The following is a 19434-nucleotide window of genomic DNA, read 5'->3' on the forward strand; positions in this document are numbered from 1 at the left end:
TGGATTGAGGGAGTACGACCGTGAGCCACGACCAGGGCCGCCCGAGTTTGTTTGCGGGCATGGAGGATGGCACTGATCCAGGGTCAGATACCCAGCGGGTGCGGATTCTATCGACGCTAGAGTCCACGCGGCGCTCTCAACGCCCCGCACGTAAGGGGCCATCTGCCAAACGTCAGTCGGCGGGTCCGAGCCGCTTGCTGATCGCCTTGATGGGCTTGGGGGCCGTGACATTGCTGGCAGGCTTCGTGCTGACGGTGGTGAACCAGAAGCCTCCCGCCGCCCCCCGCCCTGAAGCCCAGCTCACCACGGTGATGCCTGCAGCAGCACCGGCATCTGCCGTTGTCGCCTCACCCCTTTCTGCCTCCGCACCCGATTCGGCTGTGGCGATGGCGCCTGTTGGTTCAGCATCCGAGCCTCCCTCTACACCAGCGGCACCTGCCGCGCCAGACTCGACCACGTCAGCCCAGGCTCCTCGAGATCCCTTGGCTGCGCTCGCCACTGCGGCATTGGCGGCTGCGCCCGCGCCGGCTCCCGTGGCGGCATCTCATGCCACAGTGGTAGTCGCCAGTGCGCCAGCAGCCAAGCCACGTGTGCAGGCGGCCCGCGCCACGGTGCAGCCCAAGCCAGCACGCTCTTCTCGCAATGATCGTGATGTTCAGCTGATTGAAGCCGTGATGTCCCATGCCAGCTCGCGCCCCGCGACCGCTCCTACTCGCCCCTGAGCGCCTGTTACCCCTGGTTGCGTAATCCCCCAACATGGGTGCCTGCTCCCAAGGTGTCAGCCGTCAAAATCGGCGGATTCATTCATAAAGACACTCAGGGATACTCGGCATGAGTTTGGCCTCCATGGCGCTATCGGGCGCCTCTTCGGCTTTGTCGTCCGCCAAAGATCTGGCTCTGAACAAGCTGCAATCGGCACTGCACCAGTTGTTGGGCGATCTGGTTGACCAGTGGCGCACCGACAAGCGGCTCTACACCCTGGAGTCGACCAGCGCTGAGCGCCCTCTGCCTGCTGACTTGATGGTGGAAAGCTTTGTGCTGACCGAGGGTGTGTCACAACCCTTCTCGCTGCACATCCAGACGCTGGTGCTCAACACCAAAGTCGAACTCAAACAGCTCTACGCTCGCCCCATCACTTTGGTCACCGCGCTGGCAGATGGCAGCACGCACCGCCGAAGTGGTTATGTGACCGAAGCCCAGTCGCTCGACAGCGATGGAGGCCTGGCTCGTAAATCTTTGTTGGTGCAGCCGTGGATGGCCCTGTTGGGCCACACCCTCAACAGCCGAGTCTGGCAAGAACAGTCAATCATTCAGATTGTGGAAGACGTGTTCGCCGACCACGCCAGCATTGCGGCTTGGCGTTGGGACGACGACGTGGCCCAGCATGTGGCCAACGGCTTGCACGGCCCCACAGGCGGCTCGCGCAAGTACTGCGTGCAGTACCGCGAGTCAGACCTGGACTTTGTCCAACGCTTGCTGGCCGAAGAGGGGTTGAGCTGGCGCGTTGAAGAAGACACGGCAGCCCCCGGCGGCCACACCGTGGTCATCTTTGCCAACAGCCTGAACCAACCGCAAGACCCCACCAGCGGCACAGCCCTCGGCGGCAAAGGCATTCGCTTCCACCGCAGCAGCAGCCAGGAAGAACAAGACAGCATCCAGGCCTTGGGCGCCTGGCGCCAGCTGGGGCAAGCAGGGGGCTCGATGGGCACCACCGTACTGGGGTGGGACTACGAATCTAACCGAGCCATCGTGGCCGACGTGCCCACCGACCACCAATGGGGCGGCAAGGAAGCCAGCGCCCTGCAAAACTGGTTGACCAGCTACGACCCCGTGGCCGATGGCCTCTGCAGCCACCCCGCCCAGGCCCACTTTGCGGCCACCACCATGCAACAGGCCCGCGAAGCGCGCTTGAAGCTATGGATGGGCGAAGGCACTGTGCGCACACTGCGTGCGGGCACCTGGTTTGGCTTGAGCCAATCCACACTCGACAGCATCAACCCGCACGACGAAGACAAAGCGTTTTTTGTGACCGCCGTGCGCGCCATGGGCATCAACAACCTGCCCAAGGACTTGAGCGACACCATTGCCAAGACCCTGGGTGTGGGCCCCTTGCAAGCCTTGCTGCAAGCCACCCGAGACAGCGGCATCTTTGAACGCCACGATGTGGACACCACCTCGCTGCAAACCAAGGCGGCCCAGAGCGGCTTTGCCAATCAGTTTGAAGCCATTCGACGCAACGTGCCTTGGCGCACCGTGTTGATGGACGGCACCGGCTTGCGGCCCCGCCCGCGCGCCACCGCCTGGGGCCCACAGACCGCCATCGTGGTCGGCCCCAACGGCAGCACCAGCGCCAGCGGGGCTGACGAGATCCACACCGACCGGCTGGGGCGCGTGCGCGTGAAGTTCCATTGGCAAGCCAATCCGTTTGCGCCACAACGCGCCAACAGCGACCACAGTTGCTGGATGCGGGTCATGCAAAGAAGCGCCGGTGCAGGCATGGGCCAGCAATTCATTCCCCGCATTGGGCAAGAAGTGCTGGTGGGATTCATCAACAACGACATGGATCAGCCCTTCGTGCTGGCCAGCCTCTACAACGGCCAAGGCGAAGGCGGTACGCCCCCCACACCTGGCGGACAGAACCAAGCCGCTGACACCAGTGCATTTGCCGACAGCGCCGACCACCACCCCAGCGCCCAAGCCAACCTCATCAACAGTGGCACAGGCGGCAACAGCCCCGCCTGGCACGGCGCGGCCGCAGGTGCAGCGCAAGACGGCCAAGCTGGACAGAACAACGCCGCCGCACTGAGCGGCATCAAAAGCAAAGAGCTGGGCGGCCAGGGCTACAACCAGCTGGTGCTGGACGACACCCCGAATCAGTTGCGCACCCAACTGCACACCACCCAAAGCCAGACCTGGCTGCAAATGGGCCACCTGCTGCACCAGGCCGACAACCACCGAGGCAGCTTCCGAGGCATTGGCTTCGAATTGCGCACCGACGCCTGGGGTGGTTTGCGAGCGGCACGCGGCGTGATGCTGACCAGCTTTGGTCTGGGTGGCGGTGCAGGCCAAACAGCCGAGCCCGCAGGCGACAACGCCCCCGGCATGGCCTTGGCCAAGCAGGCACAACAACTGGCCACCACCTTCAACCAAGCCGCAGGCACCCACCAAACCGTGGCCCTGGCCAGCGCGCAAGGTGAACACGCCAAGTTGCCGCAGAACCTGGGCCACACGATCGAACAAGATCAACTGCCCCACATGGAAGACGCCAACATTGCCATCGTGGGCAAAGCGGGTGTCGGCATCACCGCCGGGCAAGACCTGATCCTGTCCGCCAACGACACCACCCAGATCGCCAGCGGGCAAGACAGCCAGATCGCAGCAGGCGGCCAAGCGCGTGTTCACACGGGTCAGGCTATTGGCATTTTGGCGGGGGCCATTCAGGCAGGGAACGAAGCTGCAGGCAAAGGCTTGAGCCTGATTGCCGCACAAGGCGACATTGACATGCAAGCCCAGGCTGGCCCTGCGCAGATTGCATCCAAGGCCGCGCTGGAGATCAAGTCGGCCAATGGCGCCATCAACATTGCGGCGGCCAAGAAGGTGACGCTGGCAGTGAGCGGTGGGGCCAGCATCACGATTGAGGGAGGCAGCTTCACAGCGCAAGCACCGGGCAAGATCATGGTGCAGGCAGGGAAGAAGTCGATGGTGGGGGGCGGGACACAAAGCCACACCATGCCGCACATGCCCTCGTCCTCGCTGAAAGACACCGAAATGGAATTCCGATACATGACGGAGTGGGGGCAGCCGCTACCCGGCGTGGAATACAAGGCAACGCTAAGCGACGGATCGGTTCGATCTGGCGCTCTGGACGCTGAAGGCTATGCGCGAATCAGCGGCCTGCGGCCCGGCACCACAGCCAAGATTCAATACGTCAAAGATCCCAACCCAGCAAAATCCCTCGTTTCCGCTGAGATGGACGATGACGTGCATGACCTGATCAGTTGGACACCACCAACTGCGCAAAATACAAACACAGGGGAGCGCTCATGAGCGCCGTTGTCGAATCAGTAAAAAGCGCTGCAGACGAAGCTTGGGCGTCCGCAGTAGGCGGTTGGGATTGGGTCAAATCTTTGATCCTCGGCGAGTTTCAAGACAATCGCCCCCTGTCAGTACTGATCACTGAAATGCTGGTGACATTCGTGCCTGGCGTAGTCATCGTGACCAGCGCACGCGACGCCGTTGCGGTCTCGTTGCGTTTGGCAAAACATCCTGAGCGCCGCGAACACGTGACGGAATGGATCGTTCTGTGTGCCTGCCTGATCACCATTGCCTTGCCTCTGGCCATGGCCGCTGGCGGAGCTCTGTTCGCCGGCGTCGGAGCAGTCGTGGGCGGCATCGCCGGCTCTGAACTGGGTGCTGCGTTACGTGCAGTCATGCTGATGTTGGCGCGCGAAGCCGCCGAACTCATGGAGATCGTGAAGTTCCTGCAGAAGTTCGTGACCGGCAACATCATGACCTTTCTGAAGGCTGTCAAGTTCGTCCGCTACGAAAAGGCCATCATTCAGGCACTCACGAAAGTGACCGATCCATTGATCGGCATGTGCAAGGCCACGCGATTGCACCTGGAACAAGGACTTAACGCGCTCGACAAGAGCAGCACGATGAGTTGGCTGCGCAATCATTTTGACGCTGTCAAGAACTCGTCGACCATTGCTGAAGCCAAGGCCGCCGTTGCCAAGCTGGCTGGCTGGGAAGCCGCCTTCTATGGCCTGCAAAGAGATGCAGTCAAGAAAATTCCTCTTGCACTGGCGGAACTGGATGCTCGGCTGTCGAAAATGCTGGCTCAAAGCGTAGAGCATGACGCACATACCGTTGCCAGTGGCGTGAAGGCTGAGAAGCCGATTGCTGCCACACCAATGAAACAAGAAATAGCTGATACGGCAAGCCGCCCAATCAAGCAGGTCGAGGCAAAGCCAGCGTCAGCAAAGACAGGCCACAAGCCTGAAACGAAGACTCCAACTGAGCCACCGCCCCCCAAGAAGGAGAGGCCCGAGCCACCTAAGAAGGCACAAGAGACCGAGAACACCAAAGCCCGCTCAACTGCAGATGCTTTGGCAATGGCCGACAAGGCTCGGATAACTCAACTTTCTGAAGAGGCAGCCGCAGCAAGAAAAGCTGGAAATGAAGCACTCGCTGCAGCCAAGATTGAAGAAGCGCGCTCAATTCTTCGCCCGCATTTGCCAAAGCATCCGAATGACTCCTGGGATGAGGTGATTAAACGCCTGGATGTTTCTTCACCCAAAGACGGAGCAGTCTTTTGGTCAGGAGACCCTAAGGCTGCACAAAAATACGCTGAGCAAATGGGTGGCGTTACGCTTGAAACTACAAGTGGTGGCCGCATCATTGACGGCTGGGAGGAAGTAAACAGTGGCTACGCGTGGGACGCCAGAACTGGTGAACCACCCCATGCTCGGGATCTATGGGCAGGTGCTTCGCGTCAGTATGCAGAGGGAGCCTATGGCGAGGTCAACACTGTACAAACGGCTGACAAACTCAAAAGTCCGTACACGCTTTGGCAAAATGTTGAAAAACCTGTCATCAGCGACAAGATGTTTACAGGCGAAGTCTCTGGAATTAAAATGAATATGCTGGATGACGCAGGCAATATCGTACGCATTGATAAGAATGAAGTGGCTGATCTGCTGAATATCAAAGGAATCATGCCATGAGCACAAATCAACACACTCCGGGATTGACAAGAATTGTTGAGTTCTTCAACAAAACTGGCCCAGAACGTTTGAACGGCCTAGACTCATCATACTTTAATGACCTGACCCCAGACGAAAAACGCTCGGCATGGATTTTCCTTGAGAAAAACTTCAAAGAATCGGAAGATCAAATAATTGGAATGTATCTTCTCGATCCGCAACAGGCAGTTGCTGCCTTCAAAATTGAACTCGAGAAAGAACCCGAACAGTCGCCATATGCAGCAACACGAAGTGCCATTGAGTCTTGTCGAGTAACAATGCTTCAATTTGTTTGCGCTGAATGCCCCAACTCGGAGGCACTCAAGCAACTTGCAAGTTATTGTGGCAGTGCATTTCCCAACGTGCGAGCCAAAGCGTCTCAAGCACTGCCGTTCACACCCACTTCGCTGGAAGCGGTGTCTGCTTTAGAAGGCGTCTTGTTTACTGAGACTGATCGCTTGGCTCTTGCTGCTGCAACAGAAAAATTCTTAGCAATATTTGGATTCAAGCTCGATATCGCCGATCCAACGTACAAGTCTCTCTACCTCAAACTAAGAGGGGGCGACCTCGCTGACAAGAAAAGGGCAATCGAGTATGTGAAGCAGTCAGGCTCTCCCGTGCTTTTGTCGGAAAACCCTAACCCTCTTGGATGACGCGCTAGAAAAGTCTCCCAAGATACCAACAGAATACTGCGACGACAATGTCGAATTGATCGCCAACCTTCACTCACCAGAGATGAGTGCAGGAGGTAATGAATTCGACCGGCAGCCGTAAGCAGGCACCATATTGATCCCGCGGTGCCTGCACAAGTCAAATGACTAATGCACACGTCTCGGCAGAGCTGTCATATCCCTCAAGTCTTTTGATCCGCCTTCGCCCCCTGCCTCGCGTCCCACGCCCTCAACGCCTGCCGATACTCATCCATCGCCCGGTCATCGCGACCTCAAGTTTGCGCAGAGCTTACGCCACGCTTACCCCCACGCCCCCGGTGGTCGTGCACGATTTCCCCAGCCGCGCTAGCATGTTGGCTTGTCTTCAACCTAGCAACGCACTCACATGACCACTCCCAAGCTTCGCGCCATTGACACCCCATCCCAGGGTGACTCGTCTTCTGACGAAGGCGTGCCGGTGTCGGTCAAGATCCGGCAACGCATCAAGGAGGCGCAAAAGCGCTTTCACGCCAACGACAACATCGCCGAGTTCATTCAGCCCGGTGAGTTGGAAAAGTTGTTGGACGAGGTGGCCGGCAAGATGCAAGGCGTGTTGTCGAGCCTGGTGATCGACACCGAGAGCGATCACAACACGCAGGACACCGCTCGGCGCGTGGCCAAGATGTACTTGAAGGAAATCTTCAAGGGCCGTTTTGAAGCCGCCCCGGAGGTCACCGAATTTCCCAATGTGGAACGGCTCAACGAGTTGATGATTGTGGGGCCGATCACCGTGCGCAGCGCTTGCTCGCACCACCTGTGCCCCATCATGGGTAAGGTGTGGATCGGGATCATGCCCAATGAACACTCGAATCTGATCGGCCTGTCGAAGTACGCTCGCCTGATCGACTGGATCATGAGCCGCCCACAGATTCAAGAGGAAGCCGTGACCCAGGTGGCTGACTTGCTGCAGTCGCGCATGAACCCCGACGGCTTGGCCGTGGTGATGGAAGCCGACCATTTCTGCATGCAGTGGCGCGGGGTGAAGGACATGGATTCGCGCATGATCAACAGCGTCATGCGAGGCTCGTTCCTGAAAGATCCGAATCTGCGCCGGGAATTCCTGTCGCTCGTCAACAATCGCAAGGGTTGAACATCATGCTGGTTCGTTTGCTTTATGCCAGCCGTGCCAAGGCACCTTTGGGCAATGAGGTCATTGATCAGATCCTGACCGTGTCTCGCAATGAGAACCCGGCCAAGGGCATCACGGGCTTGCTTTGCTATAGCGGCGACATTTTCATGCAGGTGCTCGAAGGCGGGCGTGAAGCGGTCAGTCAGTTGTACGCACGCATTGCGGCCGATCCGCGCCACCAGGATGTGGTGCTGCTGATGTACGAGGAAATCACCGAGCGCCGCTTTGCCGGGTGGACAATGGGTCAAGCCAATTTGAGCCGCGTGAACCCATCGATCTTGCTGAAGTACTCGGAGCGGCCCGTGCTGGACCCCTACTCGGTGTCGGGCAAGGTGTCGATGGCGATGCTGGAAGAGTTGATCGCCACTGCGTCAATCTGCAGTCGGCCGACCTGATCGGCACCCATACGGTCAAACAGCCTCAGATCAGGGGATACTTGCGGGATGAGTGATTCCCAGTTCCCTTTGATCGAAGTTCTGGGCCAACCGGCCCTGAAAATCCAGTCGCCTTGCGGCTCTGAAGCCATCGTTCTGCTGCACGGTGGTCATCTTGTTTCGTGGAAGCCCGCCGGGGCGGACGAACAGTTGTATCTGTCGCCCAATGCAGTGGCGGGCCAAGGCCAGGCCGTGCGTGGTGGCGTGCCAGTGATTTTTCCTCAGTTTGAACAACGCGGCCCCGATGTGAGCCTGCCTCGCCACGGGCTGGCTCGCACCCGCCCCTGGAAAGTCGACGAAGTACGCCAGGGCAAAGACCACGCGCAGGCCACCTTGGTGCTGAGCGATGATGACAGCACCCGTGCATGGTGGCCTCATCAATTCACGCTGGAGTTGACGCTGTCGATCAGCGGGGCGCGCCTGGACATGGAGCTGTACGCACACAATCCCGGTCAGACGACCTGGCCCTTCTCTGCGGCACTGCACACCTATCTGGCTGTCAGCGAGTTGACCCATGTTCGCCTACAGGGCCTGGATGGTTGCCACTACATCGACAGCGTGCTGGGTGGCGAGGCCATTGAAGACCATCCGGAAAAGCGTTTCCACGGCGAGATTGACCGCATCTACGCCAAGGTACACAACCTGTTGCTGCGTGACGGCCCTCGCCGCCTTGAAATCGAGAGCGAGAACATGCCAGATGCGGTGATCTGGAATCCGGGCCCAGAGAAATGCGCGCACATGAAAGACATGCCTGCCGATGGCTGGCAACAGATGTTGTGCGTCGAAGCGGCCCGCATCAATGACCCAGTCACACTGGGTCCAGATGAAAGCTGGAGCGGGCGTCAGAGCCTGACTTTGCTGTCGGCCTGACGCGGCCGCATCAAGGCTTGGCGGCCAGCAGTTGCTTGAGGTCGGCCGCCAGGGGCTCCACTCCCATGCCATAGCGCACGAACAAGCGCACGTGCCCTTGGGGGTCAAACACGAAGGCCCCTGCTGTGTGATCGATGGTGTAGCCGCCTTCTCGGCCTTCTACCTTTTGGTAAAAGACCTTGAACTCTTTGGCTGCGGCATCGATCTCTGCTGGGCTGCCATGCAAGCCCACAAATGATGGGTCCATGCTGGCCAAGTAGGACTTGAGCACGGCTGGGGTGTCGCGGGCGGGGTCCACCGTCACGAAAACGCCTTGTACGCGGTCACCATCGGCGCCGAGCTTTTTACGCACGGCAGCCAGGTCGGCCATGGTGGTGGGGCACACATCGGGGCACTGGGTGTAGCCAAAGAATAGAAACACCACCTTGCCTTTGAACTCATCAAGGGAACGCGGCTTGCCGTCGACATCTTTGAGTTGCAATTTGCGCGCGTATTCTGCGCCCGTGATGTCAACAGCGTTGAAGTGGGCCGCCTCCGCTACCTGGCTGGCAGTGCCAGCTGTGCTGTTTGGCGAAGCGGCAGGCTTGCAAGCCTGCAATGAGAGAGCCGCCAGCGCGGCCAACAACCAGGTCGCGATCCGGCGGCTTGGTTGCCCCTGGGGGGGCTGGGTCATCATGATCAGATCGTGTAGTAGTGGTCCACCAGCAGGGCCGCAAACATCAACATCAGGTGGACGATGGAAAACTTGAAGGTCTTGCGGGCCAAGGCGTCACTGTACTGCTTCCACAGGCGGTAGGCATACCAAACGAACAGACTTCCCAAGACCAAAGCTGAAGCCAGATAGATCAACCCGCTCATGCCGTAGACAAAAGGCAGCAGCGTGGCGGCCATCAGGATCAAGGTGTAGAGCAAGACATGAAGACGGGTGAACTCGTTGCCATGGGTCACAGGCAACATGGGCAGACCTGCTCGCGCATAGTCTTCTACCCGATACAGTGCCAGCGCCCAGAAGTGAGGTGGGGTCCACAAAAAGATGATCAGGCACAGCATCAGGGCTTCAGGGTCGACCGATCCGGTCATCGCGGCCCAGCCGAGCACCGGTGGCATGGCGCCTGAGGCGCCGCCAATGACGATGTTCTGCGGCGTGAGGGGCTTGAGCACCACGGTGTAGACAATGGCATAGCCCACGAAGGTGCCCAGGGTCAGCCACATGGTCAATGGGTTCACCCATACCGCCAGAATCAACATGCCGGCGGCACACAAGCTGGTACTGAACAAAAGGGTTTGGGTACGGGTGAGCTCACCCCGAGCAGTGGGGCGCCACGCAGTGCGCTTCATGCGCGCGTCGATCTGTTGCTCGACCAGGCAATTGAACGCGGCAGCCGCCCCAGCCACCAGCCAGATGCCAACACATGCAGCCAGGGCCTTGAAGGCTTCGGCCGCGGTGGGCACGCCAGGCACCGCCAGCGCCATACCAATCAAAGCGCAGAACACAATGAGCTGCACCACACGGGGCTTGGTCAGCACATAAAACTGCTGAAAACGCGAAGGCGCTTGGGGCGCCATCAAGGCAGGCGATGCAACGGTTTCAGCCATGGGCGCTCCCTGAGGGACCTCATCATCAAAGTCTTGTGCTGGATTCATTCTAAAAGTCACCTCACCCCAGGGTGGTAGCGGAATGTCCCTGATAGCGGGGCCGAACGATCAGTCGCGTCAGGCGCCAGACCATCAAAGCGGCACCCAGGGTATGGCCCAATGCCGAAGCCAGCGGCCAATCGAGCACCACATTGCTCAGACCTGTCAGCAACTGCCAGAGCATCAGCCCCCATAGCCATGCTTGGTCGCGCCCTGCCCCAGGGACTTTGCGCATGGACCAGGCCAGCCAGGCCAATGCCCCGAGTGCCACCAAGGCGAACAAACGGTGTGTCATGTGGATGGCCGTGAGTGCCGCCAAGGTGATCCAGCCCCCTTGACCATCCCCTCCAAGGGGGCGCCACAGTGTGAAGCCCGTCTGAAAGTCCACGGGCGGCCACCAGCTGTTCTGGCATTGAGGAAACTGATCGCAAGCGAGCACTGCGTAATTGGTGCTGACCCAGGCGCCCGCCGCCATCTGCACGGTACAGATCAACAAAACCCATGCGGCCAGGCGACGAATGCCCGCATAAGCCGAGTCGGCCACACTGGGCGCAGCCGCAAGGCGGAACTCAAGGACACGGGTCTGAGCCGTCAGCAAGGCCACACCCAACATGGCTCCCAGCAAATGAGTCGTGACGATCAGGGGCTGCAGTTTCATCGTGACCGTCAAGGCGCCGAACGCGCCTTGCGCGCAAACCCACACAAATGTGCAGGTGGCCCACCAAGGCGACAAGCCCCCTGCCCGACGCCGCATGCGCCAACTCAAGATCATCAAGCCTGTGATCAAGGCCCCCACTGCGGTGGCCAGATAGCGGTGAATCATTTCGATCCAGGCTTTGCTGTGACTGACCGGCCCGGACGGACTGACCTGCCAGGCTTGCTGAATGGCGGAATGAGCCCCGACCGGGCTGGTGTGGCCATAACACCCGGGCCAGTCCGGACAACCCAGACCAGAGTCGGTCAAGCGAGTGAAGGCGCCAAACACCACCAGGTCAAGCGTGAGAAACAGGGTAGCGACCGTGAGCGCACGTTGCCAGGCGGGCCAGCCTCGAATGCCTGCTCGACGCGACTGCCAGACCACCGCCATCACCGGCACAGCCGCCAGCACCAAGCCCAACAGGGCCACTTCCGCGGCTGGGCCCAGGTTGATCAAGTCCAAAGGCGATGACATGGCTTAGCGACCCGCCTCATCCCAAGACTCATTGGCTTTCATCAGCCGAGTCAGATCCTTTTTGACGCGACTGGGATCGAGCGAAGCCGGAAACCGCATCATCCAGTCCCCTCTGGGATCGACCAGGTAGAGGTGTTGGCTCAAACCATGTCCGGCCTGAGGAAACAGCCAGCGACGCACAGCTTCGTCAGAGGCCCTGAGCACCCACGCTTGCTGCAAGGCAGGCAGCAATTCGGCTCGCACCGGAGCGTCGTCGGTGACCAACCAGACACGATCGAGCCGGTCTTTGTCTTTGCCCAAGGTTTCACGTAACTGCCGCTGCTGGTAGAGATGCTGCTCGCACTCGCTGTTGCAGGCGCCGCCCGCAACGGTGATGAGCAGCCACTGCCCTTTGAGCGAAGAGGGCAGCACCAGATTGCCACGAAGGTCGTGCAACGACCAGGTGGCATCAGCCGGCATGCTGATGGGAGGTTGAATCAGCTGACCGTAATTGACCCGCCCCTGAGGACGAAGCACATAGTAGGTGTAATACGACGCCACAACCGGGGCTGCGCAGACGGCCCACACCGCGAGCATCTTCAAGCGCCCCCTGCGGGTGCGTTGAGCCTGACTGCGAGACGGATCCGGCAGGCTGTGAACGCTGAACTGAACCAACGGGCCGGATTCAGGCAATTCGGCGTGGACGGATGAGTTGGAACCAGACATAAAGTCCTGTGATGATCAAAGCCATGACAAACCACTGAGCCGCATAAGCATGGTGCTTGCCCACGCCTACGTCGGGGGCTGGCCAGGCCCGTTTCAGCTCTTTCGAAGGCGCTTGCGGGTCATCTGACTGCCGCAGGGCAAACGGGGCCAGAGGTTGCCCCAGCCAGGCTTGCCAATCGGAGTGGCTCATGTTTTGCCGCAACAACGGCGAAGCCGCCCCTTTGTGCACATCCGGCTCTTGCCCCAAGGCATAGATTTGAGACACTTCGGGCAACAAGTTCCCTCTGATTTCAACCCGATTCGCTTCGGTCAGGACCGGCTTCAAACTCTGCCGATCATTCGCATTCCGAGGCACCCAGCCACGCTGCACCAGCACCACGGCCGGGCCACAGGCTGGTGCGGGGTCCAGGCGCAGCGGGGTCAGGACAAAGAAGCCTGCCTGCCCTTCCATCTGGCGGTTGTCGAGGTAGACGACTTTGTCAGTCAACCAGTGCCCCTGCAAAACCACGGCCCTTTGCTGCAATTGACTTGAGAGGCCTGGATCACGACAGGGCCAGTCGGCATTGCGCAGCGGCTGCTCGTGCTGGCGCTGTTCGACCTGCTGCGCCATTGCCGCCTTGAAATCGGCGCGACGCAGCTGCCACAGGCCCAGCGAAGTGGTGGCCATGACCGACGCCAGCGTGGCGATCAACACCATGACACGCCGCGCGTTAACAGACATAATCAAACACCATGAAAATCGTGATGGCCCTGGCCCTGCTTGCCGTGATTGCTGCCTTGGTGGTTGCAGGCAAAGCCATGCTCCAAGATGGCCGAGACGGCGCTCCCAAGACCAATCGTATGGCCAGAGCGCTCGCCTGGCGAGTAGGGTTGTCCATCGCTCTGTTCCTGTTTGTGCTGCTGAGCTACATGATGGGATGGATTCACCCGACTGGGGTTCCGGTTTAAGCAACAAAAAGGGCACCTCGTGAGGTGCCCTTTTTTCATTGACCTGGCATTGGATTGCGCAGGGCGAGGGGTGCAAGCCCCCCAGCACACATCAGGTCCAGTAGACGATGATGTACAGACCCAACCAAACCACGTCCACAAAGTGCCAATACCAGGCTGCGCCTTCGAACCCAAAGTGACGCTGCGAGGTGAAATGCCCCTTCATCAGGCGCAGGGTAATGAATAGCAGCATCAACATGCCCACGAACACGTGCAAGCCGTGGAAACCGGTGAGCATGAAGAACGTGGAACCGTATACACCCGAGCTGAGCTTCAAGTTCAGGTGGGTATAGGCTTCGTAATACTCATAGCCCTGCAGCCCCAGGAAGGCCATACCCAGCAGCACAGTCATCCACATGAAGGCAATGCATTTGCCGCGCAGGTTGTCACGCAAGGCGTGGTGAGCAATGGTCAGGGTCACACCCGAGGTCAGCAGCAAGGCCGTGTTGATCGTGGGAATAGGCCACGGGCCCATGGTACGGAACGCTTCAACCGTGCCAGCGGGCGAGCCGGTTGCACCAGCCACATCCGAAGGCCAAACACCCTTGAACCCCGGCCACAGCAGTGAGTTCTCCATGTCGCCCAAGTTGGGCACCGAATGCAAGCGAGCCCAGTAAAGCGCACCGAAGAAGGAGCCAAAGAACATGACCTCGGAGAAAATAAACCAGGCCATGCTCCAACGGAACGACACATCAATGCGGTCGCTGTACTGCCCCGTTTCGCTTTCGTGAATGGCGTCACCAAACCATTGCTTGAGGACCACCAACCACCACACCAGACCGAGTGCGACGGAGTACGGCCCCCACTCGACACCGTTGACCCATTGCCCAGCACCCAGGGCCACAAAGAATAGGCCTATCGCCGCCATCATCGGATGGCGGGAAGGCCCGGGCACGTAGTAATAAGGGGCCTGCCCTTTGGAAACCGATGCCGACATGTCGTGCTCCTGTTTACACCAACCTGTTAGACCGAACTTCAGCGCGCCACGCCACTACTGACCACCCACTGGATCAGCAGCACCAGGCCCACCACAAAGACAATGGCAGCAATGACCCCCGCCACGATGACGTGGATCGGGTTGATCTTGGCCACATCTTGCGCATAGTCAGAAGACTTGCGAACTCCAAAAAACGACCAGGCCACGGCTTTCATGGTCTGGAGAAACGACCCCTGACGCTGGCTCGCTTCCTTCAAATCTGAACTCATGATCGACCACCCGGCGCGGGAGGCACCTTGCCCCCCACTTCGAAGAAGGTGTACGACAAGGTGATCGTCTGAACATCTTTGGGCAAACGTGGGTCGATGACGAAGGTCACCGGCCAACGTCGTGTCTCACCCGGCTTGAGCGTGTATTCGTTGAAGCAGAAACACTCCAACTTGTTGAAATGAGCGGTGGCTTGCTTCGGTGCGTAGCTCGGCACCGCTTGAGCCGCCATGGTTCTGTTCTGCACATTGCGGAACTCGTACATCACCGTGGTGATCTGGCCGGGATGGACATCGACATGGCGAACCTCAGGTTTGAAATCCCAAGGCCCACGCGCGTTGGCATCGAACTCGATGGTGACGGTACGCGTCAAGTCGACCTGGGTGTTGGCCTTTCGATTGGCCAAAGCACCAGGGGTTTGCTGCTCGGCCAACGACAGCACATTGATGCCCAACGCAGCACAGATGTGCTTGTACATGGGCACCATCGCATAACCGAAACCGAACATCAGGCCCGCCACAACCACCAGTTTCCCCACCATGTTCAGGTTCGCCTTTCTCAGGCGACGACTGAAGGCCATCGATAAACCGGAAGAGGACACCGTGGTGGACATGACGCGAGGCGATTGCCTTCAGTGATGAGACAGGAGAACGACCTTGGCGACGAACCCGATGAAGAATGTGGCAGCAATCGAGGCCAGGATCAAAGCCAAACGCAGATTCTTTGCCTTGGCCTCATTGATGGACAGCGGATTCGGTGTGCTCATGGTGTGCCCTTTTCGCTTCGAGGGTTCAGCCAATCACCCTGGTCGCCGAGGCGTCCAGCTTGGGGGGCGTTTCAAAGGTATGGAAAGGTGCAGGAGAAGGCACTTCCCACTCCAAGCCTTCCGCGCCCTCCCATGGCTTGGCTGGTGCTGGCTGGCCCTTGCCGCGCATGGCAGGAATCAACACCACGAAGATGAAGAACACCTGGGCAAAACCGAAACCAAAAGCACCAACCGAGGCCAGCGCATTGAAGTCGGCAAACTGCATGGGGTAGTCGGCATAACGGCGAGGCATGCCGGCCAGACCCAGGAAATGCATTGGGAAGAAGGTGACGTTGAAAGCAATCAGCGACCACCAGAAGTGCAGTTGGCCCTTCCACTCCGGAATCATCACACCGGTCCACTTGGGGGCCCAGTAATAGAAGCCGGCAAACAAGGCAAACAAGGAACCAGCCACCAGCACATAGTGGAAGTGCGCGACCACGTAGTAGGTGTCCTGGATCTGGGTGTCAATGGGGGCCATGGAACAGATCAGGCCCGTGAAGCCACCCATGGTGAACACGAAGATGAAGCCCACCGCCCACACCATGGGCGCCTCGAAGGTCATGGAGCCACGCCACATGGTGGCCACCCAGTTGAACACCTTCACGCCCGTAGGCACCGAGATGAGCATGGTGGCGTACATGAAGAACAGCTGACCGGTGACCGGCATGCCGGTGGCAAACATGTGGTGAGCCCACACGATGAAGCTCAGAATGGCGATGGAGGCCGTGGCATAGACCATGGAGGTGTAGCCAAAGAGCTTCTTGCGTGCAAAAGCGGGCACGATGTGGCTGATGATGCCGAAAGCCGGCAAGATCATGATGTACACCTCTGGGTGACCGAAGAACCAGAAGATGTGCTGGTACATGATCGGGTCACCACCACCAGCCGGGTTGAAGAAGCTGGTACCGAAGTGGCGATCGGTCAGGGTCATGGTGATGGCACCGGCCAGCACAGGAATGACGGCAATCAGCAAATAGGCGGTGATCAACCAGGTCCAGCAGAACATCGGCATCTTCATCAGGGTCATGCCAGGGGCACGCATGTTGAGGATGGTGACGATGATGTTGATCGAGCCCATGATCGAGCTGGCACCGAGGATGTGCATGGCGAAAATGCCAGCGTCCATCGATGGGCCCATCTGCAAGGTCAAGGGTGCGTAGAGCGTCCAACCTGCAGCCGGTGCCCCACCGGGCAGGAAGAATGAGGCCACCAGCAAGCAGGCCGCAGGAATCATCAGCCAGAAGCTGAAGTTGTTCATGCGAGCAAAGGCCATATCAGAGGCCCCGATCTGCAGCGGAATCATCCAGTTGGCCACCCCCACGAAGGCCGGCATGATGGCCCCGAAGACCATGATGATGCCGTGCATGGTGGTGAACTGGTTGAACAGTTCGGGGTTCAAGAACTGCAAACCCGGCTGGAATAACTCGGCGCGAATGCCCAATGCAAGCACCCCGCCAATCATCAGCATGGTCAAGGAGAACAACAGGTACAGCGTCCCGATGTCTTTGTGGTTGGTCGCATGCAACCACCGACGCCAACCATGGGGGTGGTCGTGATGATGGTCGTGGGCGTGGTCACCGTGATGGAGCACTGCACTCATTGCGTATCCTTTCCTGACTGATCCGGTACAACGCCTTACTTGCGGGCGGCCAGCACTTCGGCGGGCTGAACGGTTTGACCGGTCTTGTTGGACCAGTGGTTTTTCGTGTACGTGATCACTGCGGCAATTTCCACATCAGACAGCTGCTTCCAGGCCGGCATGATGTTGTTTTGGCCGTTGAGCAGCACGTGAATCTGCTTGCCCTGATCGGAATCGAGCACCACCGGAGAGCCATCGAGTGGCTTGATGGCACCGCCGCCCTTGCCGTTGGGCTGGTGACAAGCGGCGCAGTTGGCGTTGTAGACCTTCTCGCCTCGAGCCAGCAGGTCTTCCTGAGTCCAGGTCTTGGTGGGGTCGTCGGCCTTGGCCTGCATTTCCTTTTGACGCTCGGCCACCCACTTGGAATAGTCTTCAGCCGACAGCACCTTCACGTGAATCGGCATGTAGGCGTGCTCCTTGCCACACAACTCGGCGCACTGCCCGTAAAAGTCACCCACCTGCTCGGCCCGGAACCAGGTGTCACGCACGAAACCTGGAATGGCGTCTTGCTTGATGCCGAAGCGCGGCACCATGAAGGAGTGAATCACGTCGTTGGCTGTGGTGATGATGCGGATCTTCTTGTCAACAGGCACCACCAGAGGGTTGTCAACCTTCAGCAGGTAGTTGTCGCCCGCAGGCTTGCCAGCATCAGACAGGGCACGCTGCGAAGCATCGAGGGTGGACAGGAAAGCAATGCCCTCACCCTCCCCCTTGATGTAGTCATAACCCCATTTCCACTGATAACCCGTGGCCTTGATGGTGATGTCGGAATTGGTGGTGTCCTTCTGCGCCACGACCACTTTGGTCGCAGGCAAGGCCATGCCGATCACGATCAAGAACGGAATGATGGTCCAGATGATTTCGACGGTGGTCGACTCGTGGAAGTCAGCGGGCTTGGCCCCCTTGGACTTGCGGTGGTGGAAGATGGAATAGAACATCACCCCGAACACCGCCACGAAGATGGCCCCACAGATGTAGAGCATCATGTAGTGGAGGTCAGACTGCGCTGCGGCAATCTTGGTGGCCGCTGGAGGCAAGTCAAGTTGCTTGACCGCAGGGCCTCCGGGCAAATCGTTCACGGCCCACGCCGCGGCACTTGCGAGCGTCGAACCGACCACCCCTAGCTTTGCTACTGCACGCCCAAACCGACTCACCCGATACCCTAGATCGTTGATCATGTCTTCGCCCGCCAAAGATTGAAATGCCGATCCGATCCGCGCCAGGCACGGTGAACCGAGGCTCATACCCGTTCGGGATATGAGATTTCTCAATTCATTCTAGTGAGCGACTTGCGCTACCTCAAGGCCGATTCGGATCGAAAAGGCTATGAATAACCCGCACTTTGATTCGGATTGCCAACACTTGCACGACAAGCGTTTTCACCAACTTGTCAATTGGATTTGGGCGAATCTCGGCGAATCATGGCCCGCATGTCGTCTAGCGAGACTTTGGTTTCGGGGCCTAACTTGGCTTTGGGAATGGGCTTGATGGCGTGCCCGTAGACAAGTTCCACTGTGAGCCCCAGACGACCATCTGGTCGCATCAGGCTTCGGTTCAAAGCCTGTAGAAGGCGCTCGCGCCAACGGGGGGTTCGCAAGCCGTCGAAGCGTCCTGCTGCCACATTCCCACCCCAGGTGCGCAGCTCTTCGAGCAAGGCCTCTGGCGAGGCCCAGGTCAGTGTCAAGGTCTCCATGTCCATCACAGGGTCGGCGAAACCGGCTTGGACCAACTCGTCACCCAGGTCGTGCATGTCGATGAAGTCGATGGTGGGCAAAGCCCAGCCCATGTCGCGGTAGACCCCGCGCAACTCGCGCGCCGTGTCTGGCCCCAGACCTGAACACATCAAAAAGCCATCGATGGCAAGGTGTCGGTGCCACTGCGCCATCATCTCCGGCAGGTTGGAGGCTGCATGCAGGGTCATATTGGCCCACAGCATCTGCACCCCACCGGGCAACCAGGGCGCGGACGCGATGGGCTCCGAAAAAACCTGCTGCTGGGGGCGCTTGAACCAGGTCTTCCAGCCGCGCTGAGCTTCCTGAACTGCTGCGCGACTGCGATCGGCCAGCGCCGCATGGGGCTCGATGACCCAGCGCTGGGCCTTGGGGTATTTGGCTTGCACGATCTCAGCGCCTGCCCCCAGATGGGCCGACCAGTCAATCCAGCTCTGGGGCTCCAGGCGAATCGGGTCCAGCTTTTCCGCCAGCCGACGCGCCACCTCCTGATGCAGCCAGGGGGCTTGCCCCAGGCCGGCCAGACGACGAATCTGCCGGTTCAAGCCCGCGCGACTGGGCGCACAAGCGGGCACGGCGGCAGACTGAGACACAGGAGATTCGACAGACACAAGCGGAGCATTTCAGGAAAACGAGCCGCCAGTATAAGAACCCCACCCGATGTCGTG

The 19434-nt window shown here is 59.3% G+C and carries 20 protein-coding genes; 8 read left to right on the forward strand and 12 right to left on the reverse strand.

What is annotated here, in order from left to right; genetic code table 11:
• The first annotated feature begins 20 nt into the window (after positions 1-20).
• The 7 genes from VFW72_RS13765 (at position 21) to VFW72_RS13795 (ending at position 8887) form a co-directional block, all read left to right on the forward strand.
• On the forward strand, positions 21-722 hold the full coding sequence (locus VFW72_RS13765) for a hypothetical protein (protein ID WP_329674868.1): 702 nt from the start codon (positions 21-23) through the stop codon (positions 720-722).
• A gap of 109 nt (positions 723-831) precedes the next feature.
• Positions 832-4047, forward strand: coding sequence for a type VI secretion system Vgr family protein (locus tag VFW72_RS13770; RefSeq protein ID WP_329674869.1), 3216 nt, complete (start codon positions 832-834; stop codon positions 4045-4047).
• A complete protein-coding gene (locus VFW72_RS13775; protein ID WP_329674870.1) occupies positions 4044-5726 on the forward strand; it encodes a hypothetical protein in 1683 nt (560 codons plus the stop codon). Before VFW72_RS13770 ends, VFW72_RS13775 begins: the two co-directional genes overlap by 4 nt.
• A complete protein-coding gene (locus VFW72_RS13780) occupies positions 5723-6397 on the forward strand; it encodes a hypothetical protein (RefSeq protein WP_329674871.1) in 675 nt (224 codons plus the stop codon). The genes VFW72_RS13775 and VFW72_RS13780 overlap by 4 nt, the downstream gene beginning before the upstream one ends.
• Positions 6398-6800: 403 nt before the next feature.
• Complete coding sequence (folE, locus tag VFW72_RS13785; RefSeq protein ID WP_329674872.1) at positions 6801-7544, forward strand: GTP cyclohydrolase I; 744 nt, start codon at positions 6801-6803, stop codon at positions 7542-7544.
• A 5-nt stretch (positions 7545-7549) separates the two neighbouring features.
• Complete coding sequence (locus tag VFW72_RS13790) at positions 7550-7978, forward strand: BLUF domain-containing protein (protein WP_329674873.1); 429 nt, start codon at positions 7550-7552, stop codon at positions 7976-7978.
• A gap of 48 nt (positions 7979-8026) precedes the next feature.
• Positions 8027-8887: a D-hexose-6-phosphate mutarotase gene (locus tag VFW72_RS13795; protein ID WP_329674874.1), complete on the forward strand. Its 861-nt coding sequence runs from the start codon at positions 8027-8029 to the stop codon at positions 8885-8887.
• 10 nt (positions 8888-8897) lie between these two features.
• Here the strand turns inward: VFW72_RS13795 and VFW72_RS13800 are convergent, their stop codons facing one another.
• From VFW72_RS13800 to VFW72_RS13820, 5 genes are all read right to left on the reverse strand, one after another.
• The gene (locus VFW72_RS13800; protein WP_414638813.1) at positions 8898-9560 is read right to left on the reverse strand and encodes an SCO family protein; all 663 of its coding nucleotides are present in this window, start codon (positions 9558-9560) and stop codon (positions 8898-8900) included.
• A 5-nt stretch (positions 9561-9565) separates the two neighbouring features.
• Complete coding sequence (gene cyoE / locus VFW72_RS13805; protein WP_329674876.1) at positions 9566-10483, reverse strand: heme o synthase; 918 nt, start codon at positions 10481-10483, stop codon at positions 9566-9568.
• Between the two features lie 61 nt (positions 10484-10544).
• Complete coding sequence (locus VFW72_RS13810; RefSeq protein ID WP_329674877.1) at positions 10545-11693, reverse strand: COX15/CtaA family protein; 1149 nt, start codon at positions 11691-11693, stop codon at positions 10545-10547.
• 3 nt (positions 11694-11696) lie between these two features.
• The gene (locus tag VFW72_RS13815) at positions 11697-12398 is read right to left on the reverse strand and encodes a hypothetical protein (RefSeq protein ID WP_329674878.1); all 702 of its coding nucleotides are present in this window, start codon (positions 12396-12398) and stop codon (positions 11697-11699) included.
• Complete coding sequence (locus VFW72_RS13820; protein ID WP_329674879.1) at positions 12358-13119, reverse strand: SURF1 family protein; 762 nt, start codon at positions 13117-13119, stop codon at positions 12358-12360. Before VFW72_RS13820 ends, VFW72_RS13815 begins: the two co-directional genes overlap by 41 nt.
• 11 nt (positions 13120-13130) lie before the next feature.
• Here VFW72_RS13820 and VFW72_RS13825 point away from each other — a divergent pair, with 11 nt between their 5' ends.
• Positions 13131-13346: a twin transmembrane helix small protein gene (locus tag VFW72_RS13825; RefSeq protein ID WP_329674880.1), complete on the forward strand. Its 216-nt coding sequence runs from the start codon at positions 13131-13133 to the stop codon at positions 13344-13346.
• Positions 13347-13437: 91 nt separating this feature from the next.
• Here VFW72_RS13825 and VFW72_RS13830 read toward each other — a convergent pair whose 3' ends face one another.
• The 7 genes from VFW72_RS13830 to VFW72_RS13860 form a co-directional block, all read right to left on the reverse strand.
• Positions 13438-14322 carry a cytochrome c oxidase subunit 3 gene (locus tag VFW72_RS13830; RefSeq protein ID WP_329674881.1) on the reverse strand — a complete coding sequence of 295 codons (885 nt, stop codon included), beginning with the start codon at positions 14320-14322 and terminating at the stop codon, positions 13438-13440.
• A gap of 38 nt (positions 14323-14360) precedes the next feature.
• Positions 14361-14591, reverse strand: a complete 231-nt coding sequence (locus VFW72_RS13835) for a DUF2970 domain-containing protein (RefSeq protein WP_329674882.1) — start codon at positions 14589-14591, stop codon at positions 14361-14363.
• Positions 14588-15130 (reverse strand): cytochrome c oxidase assembly protein, encoded by a 543-nt coding sequence (locus tag VFW72_RS13840; protein ID WP_414638807.1) that lies wholly within the window; start codon positions 15128-15130, stop codon positions 14588-14590. The genes VFW72_RS13835 and VFW72_RS13840 overlap by 4 nt, the downstream gene beginning before the upstream one ends.
• Positions 15131-15220: 90 nt before the next feature.
• Positions 15221-15355 carry a cytochrome oxidase small assembly protein gene (locus VFW72_RS13845; protein ID WP_329674883.1) on the reverse strand — a complete coding sequence of 45 codons (135 nt, stop codon included), beginning with the start codon at positions 15353-15355 and terminating at the stop codon, positions 15221-15223.
• Between the two features lie 25 nt (positions 15356-15380).
• Positions 15381-16997, reverse strand: a complete 1617-nt coding sequence (gene ctaD / locus VFW72_RS13850) for a cytochrome c oxidase subunit I (RefSeq protein ID WP_329674884.1) — start codon at positions 16995-16997, stop codon at positions 15381-15383.
• A 35-nt stretch (positions 16998-17032) separates the two neighbouring features.
• Positions 17033-18214 (reverse strand): cytochrome c oxidase subunit II, encoded by a 1182-nt coding sequence (coxB, locus tag VFW72_RS13855; RefSeq protein WP_329674885.1) that lies wholly within the window; start codon positions 18212-18214, stop codon positions 17033-17035.
• Positions 18215-18426: 212 nt separating this feature from the next.
• Positions 18427-19359: a biotin synthase gene (locus tag VFW72_RS13860; protein WP_329674886.1), complete on the reverse strand. Its 933-nt coding sequence runs from the start codon at positions 19357-19359 to the stop codon at positions 18427-18429.
• Between the last annotated feature and the right edge of the window lie 75 nt (positions 19360-19434).

This window comes from Aquabacterium sp., from assembly GCF_036273115.1.
Classification (GTDB): Bacteria; Pseudomonadota; Gammaproteobacteria; order Burkholderiales; family Burkholderiaceae_C; genus Aquabacterium.

Excerpts from the sequence above, each read along its gene's own strand:
- VFW72_RS13770 (WP_329674869.1), top strand. The coding sequence starts at position 832 with ATGAGTTTGGCCTCCATGGCGCTATCGGGCGCCTCTTCGGCTTTGTCG.
- VFW72_RS13775 (WP_329674870.1), top strand. The coding sequence starts at position 4,044 with ATGAGCGCCGTTGTCGAATCAGTAAAAAGCGCTGCAGACGAAGCTTGG.
- VFW72_RS13780 (WP_329674871.1), top strand. The coding sequence starts at position 5,723 with ATGAGCACAAATCAACACACTCCGGGATTGACAAGAATTGTTGAGTTC.
- folE (WP_329674872.1), top strand. The coding sequence starts at position 6,801 with ATGACCACTCCCAAGCTTCGCGCCATTGACACCCCATCCCAGGGTGAC.
- VFW72_RS13790 (WP_329674873.1), top strand. The coding sequence starts at position 7,550 with ATGCTGGTTCGTTTGCTTTATGCCAGCCGTGCCAAGGCACCTTTGGGC.
- VFW72_RS13795 (WP_329674874.1), top strand. The coding sequence starts at position 8,027 with ATGAGTGATTCCCAGTTCCCTTTGATCGAAGTTCTGGGCCAACCGGCC.
- VFW72_RS13800 (WP_414638813.1), bottom strand. The coding sequence starts at position 9,560 with ATGACCCAGCCCCCCCAGGGGCAACCAAGCCGCCGGATCGCGACCTGG.
- cyoE (WP_329674876.1), bottom strand. The coding sequence starts at position 10,483 with ATGGCTGAAACCGTTGCATCGCCTGCCTTGATGGCGCCCCAAGCGCCT.
- VFW72_RS13810 (WP_329674877.1), bottom strand. The coding sequence starts at position 11,693 with ATGTCATCGCCTTTGGACTTGATCAACCTGGGCCCAGCCGCGGAAGTG.
- VFW72_RS13815 (WP_329674878.1), bottom strand. The coding sequence starts at position 12,398 with ATGTCTGGTTCCAACTCATCCGTCCACGCCGAATTGCCTGAATCCGGC.
- VFW72_RS13820 (WP_329674879.1), bottom strand. The coding sequence starts at position 13,119 with ATGTCTGTTAACGCGCGGCGTGTCATGGTGTTGATCGCCACGCTGGCG.
- VFW72_RS13825 (WP_329674880.1), top strand. The coding sequence starts at position 13,131 with ATGAAAATCGTGATGGCCCTGGCCCTGCTTGCCGTGATTGCTGCCTTG.
- VFW72_RS13830 (WP_329674881.1), bottom strand. The coding sequence starts at position 14,322 with ATGTCGGCATCGGTTTCCAAAGGGCAGGCCCCTTATTACTACGTGCCC.
- VFW72_RS13835 (WP_329674882.1), bottom strand. The coding sequence starts at position 14,591 with ATGAGTTCAGATTTGAAGGAAGCGAGCCAGCGTCAGGGGTCGTTTCTC.
- VFW72_RS13840 (WP_414638807.1), bottom strand. The coding sequence starts at position 15,130 with ATGGTGGGGAAACTGGTGGTTGTGGCGGGCCTGATGTTCGGTTTCGGT.
- VFW72_RS13845 (WP_329674883.1), bottom strand. The coding sequence starts at position 15,355 with ATGAGCACACCGAATCCGCTGTCCATCAATGAGGCCAAGGCAAAGAAT.
- ctaD (WP_329674884.1), bottom strand. The coding sequence starts at position 16,997 with ATGAGTGCAGTGCTCCATCACGGTGACCACGCCCACGACCATCATCAC.
- coxB (WP_329674885.1), bottom strand. The coding sequence starts at position 18,214 with ATGATCAACGATCTAGGGTATCGGGTGAGTCGGTTTGGGCGTGCAGTA.